This window comes from Actinoplanes philippinensis (assembly GCF_900113015.1).
GTDB lineage: Bacteria > Actinomycetota > Actinomycetes > Mycobacteriales > Micromonosporaceae > Actinoplanes > Actinoplanes philippinensis.
Genome location: NZ_FONV01000006.1, coordinates 264,800 through 278,298 on the forward strand (window position 1 = coordinate 264,800; position 13,499 = coordinate 278,298).

Sequence of the window (13,499 nt, forward strand, 5' to 3'; positions counted from 1 at the left end):
CCCAAAACGGCCGCGCCCCGACCGAGCCGCGCCCCAAACGGCCGCGCCCCCAAAGCGCCGCGTTTTAGACCGGCCGCGCCCCCGAACGCGCCGCGCCCCAAACGGCCGCTTCTCAAGACCGGCCGCGCCCCGACCTGGCCGCGCCTCGGACGGGCCACGTCGGCGGAGCCCGAAAGTGTCATACCCGCGAGGCATGATGGCGGCGTGACAGCTTCCGCCGGGGACCTCCTCGCCGCCGTGGTGGCGCGTGCCATGGCCGACTTCGCCGGCCGTAACGCCTATGTGCACGGCGGCAACGCGGTCCACGCGGTCGCTACCGTGCGCTGGCTGGGTGAGCTGGAGGTGCCGGCCCCGCTGTGTCACGTCGGCGTCAGCGGCGGCGAGCTGGCGGCGCTGCGGCCGACCACCCGCGCCGTCACCTGCCGCCGGTGCCTGCGACGACAGGGTGCCGACGAGCTGGCCGCCCTGCCGTCGACCGAGCAGCTCACCCTGTTCCCCGCCCGCCGTTGACAGCCCTACCGGAAAGGTCAGCCATGGTGCCGATAACCGAACCCTGCGATCCCGTCGACCTGCCACCATCCGGCGGCGTGGTGATCCCGCTCCGCGACCGCGAGCCGGCCAGATCCGCCGGCGCGCCCGCTGACACCGTTCTCCGGCCCGGCCACCCCACGGCGCCGACCGAAACAACCGGGTGACCGCCGCCTCGATCATCGGCACCGGGCACGGCGCGATCATCGTCCAGACGCTGCGGGTCACCGTGGCCGCAGGCGGTCACGCCCGCGACGCGCGGTCGACCCGGGGTTTCGGCTGCGCGTCAGCATCGCGGCGGAGCGCGGCCGGCGCAAGGGTGTTCGACCGGCGCAAGGGTGTTCGACCGGAGATTGGTTTCAACGGGCGCAAGGGTGTTCGACCGGCGCAAGGTGTTCGGCCGGCGCAAGGTGTTCGGCCGCGCGACAGCATCGCGGCAGAATGCGACCGGCTCGGCGGAGCGCGACAGGCTCGGCGGAGCGCGACAGGCTCGGCGGAGCGCGACAGGCTCGGCGGAATGCGACCGGGGCGGCGGCGGTCTCCGGGTGCATCCGTCTCGTCGAGAGCGGCGACACCGCGCCGACGCTGATCCTGACACCGGACGGGCCGACCGCCGCCCGGTGCCTGGACGGCTCGCCTCGCCGCGACCGCTGCAGGGCTGCCACGGGCCCGTGTTGACAACCCGAGGACCAGCCGGACGTGAACGATGACCTACCGGCCTTCGCGAGCGTCACCGTCCCGTGCGGAAGCCGTAGTCGTGTCCTTGACACATTGGCTGCCGCCGATCCCCGATGCGGGGACTCTGACAGCGTGCGGAGAATCCTGGTAGTGATCCTGTCGGCGCTGCTCGGCGCCGGCCTCGCATCCCCCGCGGCGCAAGCGACGGCCTCGGAGCCGGACCTTCACGTGGTGTCCGGCTGGAACGCGCTGGCCCTGGACGCGGCCCGGCTGACCCGGGCGTCCGACGCCGACGCCGCCCGCCTGTACGCGCTGGTCAACGTGGCCATCTACGACGCGGTCAACGGCATCGGGGGCACACACGCCCCGGCCCTGATCACCGAGCGCGGCCCCCGGCACGCCGACCCGCAGGCCGCCGCGGCTGCAGCCGCGCACGCCGTGCTGGTCCGTGCCGACGCTGTCCGCGTCCCGCTCTACGACACCCGCCTGGCCGCCGACCTCGCCGCGCTGCGCCGAGGCCCGGCAAGCGCCACCCGGGAGCGCGACACCGCCGGCACGGCCCAGCGCCTCGGGGCGTCCGACGAGCGCCTCGGGGCGTCCGACGCCGGACGGAGCCACGAGGCGTCCGACGCCGGACGGAACCACGAGACATCCAACGCCGGACGGAGCCACGAAGCGTCTGGCGCCGGATGGGGCCACGGGGTGGACAGCGGCGCGGCGTGGGGCGCCCGGGTCGGGGCCGCCGTGGTCGATGCGCGGGCCGACGACGGATCCACCCCCGGGGAACAGCAGCCGGCCGGTTCCGGGCCGGGGGTGTTCCGGGCCGCGTGGTCGGGCGTCCAGTACCGGAATGTCCGCCCGTTCGCGATCACCGACCCGGCCCGCTACGTCCCCGCACCTCAGCCCGCGCTGGACTCGGCCGTCTACGCCACCGCGTACGCCGAGGTCGCGGAGCTGGGTGACGCCACCGTGGACCGTCCCGATCTGCTGGCCACCTACCAGTTCTGGTCGTTGCCGGCCGGGTCGAGCCAGCCGCCCGGTGAGTGGCTGCGTATCGCCTTGACCGTGGCCGGGGAGCGGCATCTGCGACTGGCCGACGAGGCGCGGCTCGGCGCTCTGCTCACGATGGCGCTGGCCGACACGACGGTGGTGACGGTGGCGACGAAGTTCACGTACCGGCATTGGCGTCCGACGACGGCGATCCGCGAGACCACCGATCCGGCATGGACGGCGCGTGCCGGCAGTGTGGGCAGTTCACCGGAGTACGTTTCGGGGCACAGTTCGTACAGTGGCGCGGCCGCGACCGTGCTGGCCGGTTTTTTCCACTCCGACCGGATCGCGTTCACCCACGCCACCGATTCCGCGCCCGGTGGTGTCGCGCGGTCTTATCCCGGTTTCTGGGCGGCGGCGACCGAGGCGGGTCGTTCGCGGGTCTACGGCGGGCTGCATTTCGACTTCAGCAATCGCGCGGGCCTGTCGGCGGGCAGCGCGGTGGGCCGTGAGGTTCTGACCAGGAGCGCCAGGTCGGTGTCGACCACCTCGGCCACTTCGCGCTGACCGGGCCGCTGCTGCCCGCCCTGGAGGAGAGCGGCGCCGGCCGGGTCGTCACCGTCACCAGCGGGCAGCACCGGCGCGGCCGCATCGACTTCGGCGACCTGATGGGCGAGCGGCGCCACCGGCAGTTCGACGTGAGCGACGGGCTGTGGCAGAACCTCCAGCAGGTGGCGCCCGATACGACAACCCGGCTCCGCCGGCGTCGCGATGGTCCGCCGGCCGCCCGCACCGCCAGCCGATCCCGGCATCGTATCGCCGCCGACCCTCCGCTGCCGGCGCCCCCGGTTCCGGTTCCTCCCCCGCCGGCGCGGCCGGCAGCCCCGTCCCGCGAAGGGCAGCGGCCGCCCTGCTGGTAGGTGCGACGTTGGCCGCAGGCGCGGCAACCGGCCTCCGCTTCCTCCCCCGCCGGCGCGGCCGGCAGCCCCATCCCCGCGAAGGGCAGCGGCCGCCCTGCTGGCGGGTGCGACGTTGGCCGCAGGCTCGGCAACCGGCCTCCGCTTCCTCCCCCGCCGGCGCGCCCGGCAGCCCCATCCCCGCGAAGGGCAGCGGCCGCCCTGCTGGTAGGTGCGGTGTTGGCCGCAGGCGCGGCAACCGGCCTCCGCGGGGACGGCGTTGCCGGCCGCGCCGGCGGAGTACCGCACACCCTGGGATCGGACGCCCCGTTCGGACGGGAGGACGAGCGACCCGCGGCAGGGGGTCAGCCGTGAGCGGGAAGGGGAACGGGAAAACAGGCGGGGCATCGTCCACCGGGGAGCCGGCCGGCGCCACGGACCGGCTCCCGGAGTGGTGGTGACGAGCACCGGTCAGCGGGCGGCGCCGATCGTGGTCAGGTGGGCCTCGAAGGCGGCGACCATGTCGAAGCCGGGATCGAGCAGCCACTGGGTCTGCAGCCCGTCCATCACCGCGAGCAGATCGGCCGCGACCAGGTCCGCGGGTGGCCCCGGGGGCAGGACGCCCTGTTCGCGAGCGGTCTCGACGCCTTCGGTGGCGGCGCGGCGCACTGCGGCGTACCGCTCCCGGAAGAACCGATGGGCGGGATGACCGGAAGCGGTCGCCTCGGCGGCGAGGGTGCTGAAGAGATGGACCATGCCGCGGTCCGCCGCGTTGCGGCGGACCAGGTCGCGCAGGCCGGCGACGAAGCCGTCGGAGGTCGCCCGCAGCTCCCGGCTGTTGCCCAGGTCGCGCTCCTCGAGCAGCGCCACCAGCAGCCGCTCCTTGGAGCCGAAGTGGTGGATGATGTTGGCGGCGCTGACGCCGGCCCGGTCGGCGACGTCGCGGAGGACGCCGCCGCGGAAACCGTGCTCGGCGAAGACGTCGCGGGCGGCGTCGAGGATGGCCCGCTGGGCCTCGCGACCGGAGACGTACGGGCCACGCGGACCGCGTTTACGGGAGTCGGCGGCGTTCGTCACCCGTCGACCGTACTGGGTGCGTTGCGACGGTTCGTCCGGGGCCGGGCCGACGCGGGGACGCCGTGGCGCGGGCGGCCCGGCCGGGTTCGTCAGCGCAGCCCGGTGAGCGCCTGGCGGGTCAGGTCCGTGGCGGTGGTCAGGGCCTGACGTCCGTCGCCGGCATCCGCGTAGTCGAGCTGGACCAGGGCGTTGGCGCTGCGGGCGTAGACCCGGACGCCCATCTCGGGGACGACGCGGGCGAACGCGTGGTCCCCGAGGTCCTTGATCGGCTCGGTCTGGACGGGCGCCGACGGTGACGCGGACGGCGCCGGGGCGCTGGGGACGACGGTGTTCGCGGCCCGGTCCCGCTCCATGGTGGCGACGGCGAGCTGCTCGGCCGTGCTGCCCCCGCCGGCGGCACGGTAGACGGTCACGCTCAGCGCCACGTTCTGCTGTTTGACGCCGGTGGTCGTGTACTGGCACCGGAGGCTGAACAGTCTCGCCCCGTCGTAGGGGGCGGCGGTGCGCTTGCCGGGCCCGGCGCCGGTGAGAGCAGGGCAGTCCTTGCCGAATCCGGTCCAGCGGACGGCGGCGCTCGGCTCGCCGGCGGCGGACGGCGGGTCGCCGTCACAGGCGGCGACGGTCAGCAGGACGGTCCCGAGAAGTACCGGGACCAGGGGCCGTACGGCTATGTTCACCGGCGGAATGGTAGAGATCCGGACCTGGCGCCGCCGTCCCGGAAAGCGTGTGGATCACCACATGTGACGTTGCGCCTCCGTCAGCCGGCGATCCGCCCGGAACCTCCCGGTGACTGTTTTGACCGTTTGCTACCTCGACGCCCTGACCGTAGGCTGCCAAGTAATCAGACGTTTACTCGAGGAGACGGCATGCCGGATCAGGAGAACGTGCTCGATTACCCGTTCACACCCCCGACGGCGGTGGATCCGCCCGCGGAGTGGCAGGAGCTGCGCGCCACCTGCCCGGTGGCCCACGTGCGCACCGCCGCCGGCACCGACGCGCTGCTGCTCACCCGCTACGACGACGTCCGCACGACGATCACCGACCGCCGGTTCGTCCGCAACACCCCGGCCGGCGGCAACGCCATGGGCGCCGGGCCGGCGTTCCTCGACGACGAGGCCCGGCACCAGCGCTGGCGGCGGCTGCTGACCCGCTCGTTCACCGCCCGGCGGATGACCGCCCTGGAGCCGGGCATCACCCGCATCGCCCACCAGCTCGTCGACGACATGGTCGCCGGCGGGCCACCCGCCGATCTGCGGACCGCGCTCGGCTTCCCGCTGCCGGTCTACGTCATCTGCGACCTGCTCGGGGTGCCGGCCGCCGACCGGGAGCGGTTCGCCCACTGGTCCGACCGGTTCCTCAACATCACCCGGTTCACCGCCGAGGAGACGCAGGCGTCCGGGCGGGAGCTGTGGGCGTACATGCAGGCCCACGTCGAGGCCAAACGCGAGCGCCCCGGCGACGACCTGCTCTCCGAGCTGGTCACCGTGGTCGACGCCGAGGACGGCCGGCTCTCCGAGCCCGAGCTGGTCTTCACCGGGCAGGCGCTGCTCGTCGCGGGCCACGAGACCACCGCCAACATGATCGGCAAGATGGCCGCCATGCTGCTGGCCCGGCGCGAGCGCTGGGAACGGCTGCTCGCCGACCCCGGCCTGGTGCCGACCGCCGTCGAGGAGGTCCTGCGTTTCGACGCCAACCTCGGTTTCGGTACGCACCGGCTGGTCACCGAGCGCGTCGAGATCGCCGGCACGGTCGTCGAGGCGGGCACCACCGTGCTGTCGGCGATGCCGTCGGCCAATCGTGACGAACGGATCTTCGCCGACCCCGACGAGATGGACCTGGCCCGCTCCCCCAACCCGCACCTGACCTTCGGCGCCGGCCCGCACTCCTGCCTCGGCCAGTCGCTGGCCCGCGTCGAGCTGCGGACCGTGCTGAGCGTGCTGCTCGAACGGCTGCCGGCCCTGGAGCTGGCCGTGCCCGTCGAGGAGCTGCGCCGGCGCCAGGGCCTGCTCGTCGGCGGCCTGGAGGAGGTGCCGGTGCGCTGGTGACCGCCCCCTCACGATCCGGGCGAACCGGCCGATCGGGAACGTGTGCATGTCGGGATCCTCGAACGCGTCGACGGCCAGCCTCTCGAGCTGCTGGTGGGAGCGTTCACCGCCAGCCCGGTGCCGAAGGTGGTGCTCACCCTGGCCGAGGGCGAGGTCGGCCGGTTCGTCGCCACCAACCAGGCCTTCGGCGACCTGCTCGGCTACGACCGGCACGAGCTGATCGGGCAGTCGTCGCAGATCGTGGTCGCCCCCGAGGACCGGGACGTGGTCAGCGACCTGTTCGAGGGCATGATCGCCGGCCGGGTCCGGGAGGCCGTCGTCGAGCGGGTGCTGGTCCGCCGGGACGGCTCGCGGGTGTGGATCTCCAGCCGCAACTTCCTGGCCCACGACCGGTCCGGCGCGCCGTTCCTGATCGCCGAGGTGGTCGACAGCAGCAGCCGGGAGGCGCTCGCCGACAGCGAGGCCTGGTTCCGGTCGCTGGTCGAGGCGTCGCCGATCGGCATGGCGGTCCTCGACGAGGACGGCCGCTGGACGCGGGTCAACCCGGCCGTGCCGGCGCTGCTCGGCTACACCTCCGACGAGCTGGCCGGGCTCAGCCTGGCCGACGTCACGCACCCCGGCGACCGGGACGCCGACGGCCCCGACGACCTCGCCTCCGGGGCCGGCCGGCACACCCGGCGCCTGCTGCGCAAGGACGGGCAGGTGGTGCACTGCCTGGTCACGGTCACCGTGCTGACCGCCGAGTCCGGTGTGCCGGTGCGGTTCCTGGCGCAGATCGTCGACGTGACCGCGGGGCGGCGCAGCCAGGACCTGCTCGACGTGATGATCACCGCGAGCCCGGACCTGCTCGCCGTCACCACCCTCGACGGGACCGTGCTGCGCGTCAACCCGGCCTGGCGGGGGCTGCTCGGCTGGAGCGAGGAGGAGCTGACCGGCACCCGGCTGGCCGCGCTGCGTCACCCCGACGACCCCGACGGGGACGTGCCGTTCCGGGAGGGCACCGCCCGCTGCCGGGCCAAGGACGGCGGATACCGATGGGTGGACTGGTCCGCCCGGGTGGTCGCCGACCAGCAGGTGATCATGGCGACCGGGCGGGACGTCACCGACGCGATCGTGGCCGAGCAGTCCGCCGCCCGCGAAGCCGACCGCCTGCGCACCACGATCCGGGTGCAGCGGGAGATCACCGCGGTCGCCGCCGACCGGGAAGCGGTGATCCGGCTCATCGCCGACCGTACCCTCGAAGTGATCCCGACCGGCGAAGCCGCGTCGGTCCATCTGATCGACCCCGACGGCCGCAGCATGCGGATGGTCGCCGGCACCGGCGGCCTGGCCGGGCGGGACGTGCCCGCCGTCGCCCTCTCCGGAACGCTCGTCGGCGCCGCCGCGGCCAGCGGAACCACCGTGCGCTGCGACGACACCGCCGTCGACGAGCGAGCCAGCCACGCCCTCCACCGCACGATCGGCATGCGCTCGCTCGTGGTGGCGCCGCTGCACACCCCCGCCGGGGCGGTGTTCGGGGCGCTGCTGGTCGCCAGCACCCGTGCCGCCGCGTTCGACGACGGCGACGAACAGCTGCTCACCCTGCTCGCCGACGCCCTCACCGGCGCGTTGCGGCACGCCGAGGACACCGCGGCCCGCGCCGAGCTGACCGACGCGCAGGTGCGCCGGCTCAAGGACACGCTGCAGGTGCAGCGGGAGGTGACGGCAGCGGCCGCCGACCGGCAGACGGCCATGCACACCGTCGCGCGGCGTGCGGTCGACCTGTTCCCCGCCGCCGACGGCTCCGCCGTCGAACTTCTCGAGGACGACCATCTGTCGTACGTGGCAGCCTCCGGCACGCTCGCACAGTTCTCCGGAACGTCGATCCCGCTCGACGGATCGCTCAGCGGCACGGCCCTCACCGACGACTCGCCGGCACACTCCCGGGACACCGTCACCGACGCCCGGGTCGACCAGGAGGCCTGCCGGCGCCTCGGGATCGGCTCGATGATGGTGGCGCCGCTGCACGCCGAAGGCACCCCGATCGGCATCCTGAAGATCGCCGCGAGCCGCACCGGCGCCTTCGACGACAGCGACGAACAGCAGTTGCAGCTGCTCGCCGACAGTCTCAGCTCGGCGCTGCGGCACGCCGACGACGCCGCACACACCGCCCGGGCGCTGGCCGAGCTCGCCGACAGCGAGAACCGGTTCCGGCTCACCTTCGACAACAGCCCGGTCGGGCTCACCCTGTCCAGCCTGCGGCCCGGCGAACTGGGCCGTTACCTGCACGCCAACGCGGCCATGTCGGCGATCACCGGATACTCGGCCGACGAGCTGAGCCGCATGACGTACGCCGACCTGCAGCACCCCGACGACGTGGCCGCCACCGCCGAGCTGGTCCGCCGCCTGCGCGACGGCGAGATCGACACGGCCGCCGTGGAACGCCGCTACCGGCACCGGCAGGGCCACACCATCTGGGTCGCGATCCGCGTGGCCGTGGTCCGCGACGACGACGGCAACGCCCGGTACGTGGTCAACCAGGTCGAGGACATCACCGCCCGGCGCACCGCGGACGCCGAGCTGCGCCGCCAGGCCCGCCTGCTGGAGCTGATCCCGGCGGCGGTCATCGTCCGCGACCTGGACGGGACGATCCGCTGGTGGAACGCGCGCGCCACCGAGCTGTACGGCTGGCCGCTCACCGCCGCCACCGGCAAACCCGCCGACCGGCTGCTGGCCACCGCCTACCCGGCCCACGGCACCGCCGCCGGACAGCGTGAGCGCCTCGAACACGACGGCCGCTGGGAGGGCCGCCTGCAGCATGTCACGGCCGACGGCCGGCTGCTCACCGTGATGAGCCGGCAGGTGCTGCACCAGCCGGAGCCGGGCGCCGACGGCCACCACGAGCCGGTCCAGGTCCTGGAGATCAACACCGATGTGACAGCGGCCCGCGCCGCCGAGCTCGCCCTCGCCGACAGTGAGCAGCGGCTGCGCGCCCAGTTCGACAACTCGGCCGCCGGGCAGGTGATCCGCGCCCTCGACGGCACCCTCACCGCGGTGAACCGCGCCTACGCCCGGATGCTCGGGCACACCGTCGACGAGCTCACCGGCCGGTCCGAGGCCGACCTGCTCGACCCGGCCGAGGCCGCCGGCAACCGCCATCTGCTCGCCGGGTTGTTCGCGGGCGACGCCGAGTCGTACACCCGGGAGGGCCGGCTGCGGCACGCCGACGGGCGCTGGGTCGACGTCGAGGCCACCGTGTCGCTGGTCCGCGACGACACCGGCCGGCCCAAACACCTCATCGGCGTGGTCACCGACATCGGCAGCCGGCGCGCCGCCGAACGCGCCCGCGACAACGCGGCCGCCGCCCTCGCCGACCGCAACACCGAACTCGAAGCCGCCAACCAGCTCAAACTCGACATCATCGGGATGCTTGGGCACGAGATCGGCAACCCGCTCACCACCATCCAGGGCCAGGCCGAGATCCTCGCCGACGACTGGGCGCGCCTCGACGACAACCGCCGCGGCCGGGCCGTCGACGCCATCGCCCGCCAGGCGTCCCGGCTCGACGACATCGTCCGCGAGGTGCTCGCCATGGTCACCATCGACGCCGGCAGCATCCGCGCCGACCGGCGGGAGCTGTCGGTGCGGGCCCAGATCGACAGCGCGCTCGCCCAGATGGATCTGGCAACCCTTCCGGTGTACGGCGACGACGCCCGTGTCCTGTTCGCCCCCGGCCATCTGGCGCAGATCCTGGTGAACCTGCTGTCCAACGCGGGCAAGTACGGCGGGGGCGCGACCGCCGTCCGGATCACCGGTGGCGACGGCCGGGTGCACGTCACCGTCGAGGACAGCGGGCCGGGCGTGCCGGATCAGTTCCGCGACCGCCTCTTCGACCGTCTCACCCGCGCCGAACGCGACGCCGCCACCGTCAAGGGCACGGGTCTCGGCCTCTACATCGTGCGCGGCCTGGCCCGCGCCAACCACGGCGAGGTCCACCACGAGCCGAATCCGGGCGGCGGCTCCCGTTTCATCCTCGACCTGGAGCCCGCCGCCTAGCGTCCCGGGTGGTCAGCCGCGGACCACCACCGGACAGCGGGCACGCTGAACGCGCTGACTGCTGGCCGACCCGAGCAGCGCCCCGCGGAAGGCGCCGTTCCCCCGGACGCCGTTTCCCCGGACGCCGTTTCCCCCGGACGCCGTTCCCCCGGACGCCGTTCCCCCGGACGCCGACGACGAGCAGACCACCCCGGCTCGACAGGTCTGTCAGGACCAGCGCGGGGTGGCCCGGCACGACCGTCTCCACCAGCCTGGGTGGAGGACACACGGATGGCGCCGACGCCGGCGGGGACGACAGGAGAGGTGGCTTGACGAGCGGGACGGCCTGTCCGGCCTCTTGCGCGACCGGTGGACTTCCGGGGCGTACCTCAAAGGAGGTTTTCGACCTCGTCGGCGGCAGCGGCAGCCCCGGGAGCCGCCCTGATCTCGGCGCCCAGCCGGGCGGCCGCCGCCCGGTGCGGGCCGGGTGACAGCAGGGCGTCGATGGCGGCCCGGATGGTCGCCGGGCCGGCGTCGCGAGGCACGACACGGGCGGCGCCGGCCCGCTGGAGGGCCTCGCCGACCAGCGGCTGGTCGCTGCGGTCGAAGGCCGGCAGGATCACCAGGGGCAGGTCGTGGGCGAGCGCCTGCATCGATGTCCCGTGGCCGCCGTGGCCGACCAGCAGGGACATCTCCGGCATGAGCCGGGCGTGCGGGACGTGGCCGCGGACCTCGACGGCGGCGGGCGCCCGGATCTCGTCGGGGCGCACCGCGCCGCCGGTGGTGACGACCACCGGGACCGGCAGGCCCTCGACGGCGTCCATGATGGCCTGGAGCGCTTCCACCTGGCCGGGATAATAGAGCGAGCTGAGGCTCACCAGGACGCGGCCCGGAGAGCGGGCGGGGGCTGCGGCCGGCACGATCGGGCCGACGACGCGGGTGTTGGCGGGCAGGGCGGCGGGCGGCTCGAGCGACGGCGCGGTGGTGACGACGACCCGGTCGGCGCGGTCCCAGAGGCGCAGGGGGCGCAGGCCCGTCAGGGCGGCGGCCGCGCCGAACGGGCCGGTGGCCAGCTCCTGCCGCATGTAACGGTACAGCGTGTGGACCAGCGACACGTGCGGCACTCCGGCGCGGCGGACCGCGGCGAGAGCGCCGAGCAGCATGCAGTCGACGACGGCGACGTGGCACCGGTGGTCGCGCAGGACGGCGGTGACGTCGCGGCCGATGCCCCGGTCGAGGCAGGTGGCGAGGTAGGCGAGTCCGGCCCGGCCGGCGCCGCGCCGGGTGTGCGGCTGCCAGGGGCGGGCCTCGCGGTACGGGTGGGCGATCAGGCCGTGGGACTCGATCAGGTGACACATCGACGGGTGGCCGAGGACGTGGACGCGGTGGCCGCGGGCGCGCAGCTCGGTGGCGACGCCGAGGGCGGGGGCGACGGCGCCGCCACCGTCCCACGTGACGACCAGGATGTCGCTCATCGCAGGATCCGGTCGACGAGCTGCTCGACGCGTGACTCGGCGCGGCGCCGGCTGAGCCCGCGGTCGCGGCGCAACAGTTTCCACGTGTAGACGTCGGTGGCGACGACGAGCAGGTCGAGCAGCGCCTCCCGCTCCTCGGCGGGGTGGGCGCCGAGCGCCGGGGCGAAGGCCCGCTCGACCCAGTCACGGTGCCGGGCGCGGCCGTGGTCCATCAGGCGCCTGACGTGCGGGTCGGCGTCCTCACCGGCGAGCAGCCGCAGGTTGGCGTCGCCGCGCTGCTCATACTGCCCGTAGAGGGCCCGGATCGCGCGGGCCGGGTCGCCGGGCGGGACCTCCCGCTCGGCGGCGAGCGCGGTCGCCGCCTCGGCGATCAGCGCGGCCCGGGTGCCGAACCGGCGCAGCACCGTCTGCACGCTGACCTCGGCGCGAGCGGCGACGTCGGCGAGGGTCACCTCGGGCGACTCGCCGAGGGCGGCGATCGCCGCCGCGACGATCCGCTGCCGGGTGGCGGCGGCCGACTCGGCCCGGCCGGTCTGGGTGTACGCCCGCGTTTTCATGTCAGTCGACGTTAACACGAAATACGGAGGCCACCCCTAGGGATGGGTCGTCTAGTCTACGGACTATAGTCGTGCGCATGGTCCGGCGCTCTCTGTACCTCGTGGGCAACTACGAGATCCGCATGCTTCTCGGCGGCCTCAGCCGCCAACGCGCATACCTGATCACCCGCCGACCCGGCTTCCCGGAGCCGATCGCGGAGCTGGGTCAGGGCAAGGTGTGGCTCGGCGAGCAGGTCGAGGAGTGGATCAAGAAGCATCGACCGAGAGGGGTGGCACGCAAGCGACTCGAACCAGGTTCTCCGCCAGCAACCGGCCGGCCCGGTTCCCCGGATGACTGACCAGCACGCCCAGCAGGGCACTGGTGTCCTCCGGCCAGTCCGCGCCCGGCTTCAGCAGCTCCCGCACCGGGACCCGGTCCTCCTCGCCGCAGTCCCATCCGGCGAGGCGCCGCCAGTCCACACCGACCTCGACCAGCGCACGAACGCCCTCGTATCGTTCGTGCGCCGGGCCGGGCAGGTGGGGGTAAGCGCACACCACCTCGTAGGTCATCAGCATCGCCCGCAGCACGTCGTCGGTCCGTTTCGGGCCACCCCGTGCCTTCGCGATCAGATCGGCCTCGAGCGACGCCCACAGCACCGGCGTCTCGGCGTAGTTGACGCGGGCCCGCACGATCGCGGTCCGCAGATAGCCGCGCACACCCCGGCCGCGGTATCGGGTGCGCCCGATCAGCCGGTTCCGGACCGCCACCAGGTCCGCGGGCACCCGCTCCACCCGGACGGGTGTCCGCCCGGAGATCAGCGCCTCCCGCACCGCGTCCACGTCGGCTCCGCACTCCCGCAGCAGCTCCCCCGCATGCGACAGCGGGTCCTCCAGCAGCGTCACCAGCAGCTGCTCCGCGGTCGGCTCGCCGTGGGCGAGGCGCGCGCGGTCGATCGCGGCCGGCACGTCGTCCGGTGTCGCCCATCGCTCCGCCCGCGATCGAAGGACGGCGTGGACCACCACCGGCGTGACGTCGTGGGCGTCGAGGACCCGCCGGACCCGGCTGCCGGCTCTCAGTGTGCCGGCCAGCAGGTGTGCGGTGCCTGTCCGCTCACCGCCGAGGGCCTTCGCGACGGTCATCACCGCGGAAACCTTGTCAGTCATGTCCAGAGACTAGAAATCGACCGCCATAGTCCGCGTCGGCCCGCAGACCGATATCGACTACGACTCCGGTAGTACCGGCGGCCGGTATCGTGCGGT

The 13,499-nt window shown here is 74.0% G+C and carries 9 protein-coding genes; 4 read left to right on the forward strand and 5 right to left on the reverse strand.

Features of this window, described 5'->3' with window-relative positions; genetic code table 11:
- Positions 1-204: 204 nt before the first annotated feature.
- Positions 205-510: a hypothetical protein gene (locus tag BM290_RS17495; protein ID WP_093615244.1), complete on the forward strand. Its 306-nt coding sequence runs from the start codon at positions 205-207 to the stop codon at positions 508-510.
- Positions 511-1,338: 828 nt separating this feature from the next.
- The gene (locus BM290_RS17500) at positions 1,339-2,763 is read left to right on the forward strand and encodes a vanadium-dependent haloperoxidase (protein WP_239143453.1); all 1,425 of its coding nucleotides are present in this window, start codon (positions 1,339-1,341) and stop codon (positions 2,761-2,763) included.
- Positions 2,764-3,563: 800 nt separating this feature from the next.
- Here the strand turns inward: BM290_RS17500 and BM290_RS50670 are convergent.
- Together BM290_RS50670 and BM290_RS47335 are read right to left on the reverse strand one after the other, a co-directional pair.
- Entirely contained in the window at positions 3,564-4,169 is a 606-nt protein-coding gene (locus tag BM290_RS50670) for a TetR/AcrR family transcriptional regulator (RefSeq protein ID WP_143133804.1), read from the reverse strand.
- Positions 4,170-4,258: 89 nt separating this feature from the next.
- On the reverse strand, positions 4,259-4,846 hold the full coding sequence (locus BM290_RS47335) for a hypothetical protein (RefSeq protein WP_143133805.1): 588 nt from the start codon (positions 4,844-4,846) through the stop codon (positions 4,259-4,261).
- A 189-nt stretch (positions 4,847-5,035) separates the two neighbouring features.
- On the opposite strand from BM290_RS47335, the gene BM290_RS17510 reads away from it, so the two are divergent.
- Both BM290_RS17510 and BM290_RS17515 read left to right on the forward strand, forming a co-directional pair.
- Positions 5,036-6,214 carry a cytochrome P450 gene (locus BM290_RS17510; protein ID WP_093615248.1) on the forward strand — a complete coding sequence of 393 codons (1,179 nt, stop codon included), beginning with the start codon at positions 5,036-5,038 and terminating at the stop codon, positions 6,212-6,214.
- Positions 6,215-6,256: 42 nt separating this feature from the next.
- Complete coding sequence (locus BM290_RS17515; protein ID WP_093615250.1) at positions 6,257-10,249, forward strand: PAS domain S-box protein; 3,993 nt, start codon at positions 6,257-6,259, stop codon at positions 10,247-10,249.
- A gap of 368 nt (positions 10,250-10,617) precedes the next feature.
- Here the strand turns inward: BM290_RS17515 and BM290_RS17520 are convergent, their stop codons facing one another.
- The 3 genes from BM290_RS17520 to BM290_RS17535 form a co-directional block, all read right to left on the reverse strand.
- Positions 10,618-11,703 carry a glycosyltransferase gene (locus BM290_RS17520; protein WP_093615252.1) on the reverse strand — a complete coding sequence of 362 codons (1,086 nt, stop codon included), beginning with the start codon at positions 11,701-11,703 and terminating at the stop codon, positions 10,618-10,620.
- A complete protein-coding gene (locus BM290_RS17525) occupies positions 11,700-12,260 on the reverse strand; it encodes a TetR/AcrR family transcriptional regulator (protein WP_093615254.1) in 561 nt (186 codons plus the stop codon). The genes BM290_RS17520 and BM290_RS17525 overlap by 4 nt, the downstream gene beginning before the upstream one ends.
- Positions 12,261-12,506: 246 nt before the next feature.
- Positions 12,507-13,403 carry a Clp protease N-terminal domain-containing protein gene (locus tag BM290_RS17535; protein WP_093615256.1) on the reverse strand — a complete coding sequence of 299 codons (897 nt, stop codon included), beginning with the start codon at positions 13,401-13,403 and terminating at the stop codon, positions 12,507-12,509.
- Positions 13,404-13,499: the final 96 nt, after the last annotated feature.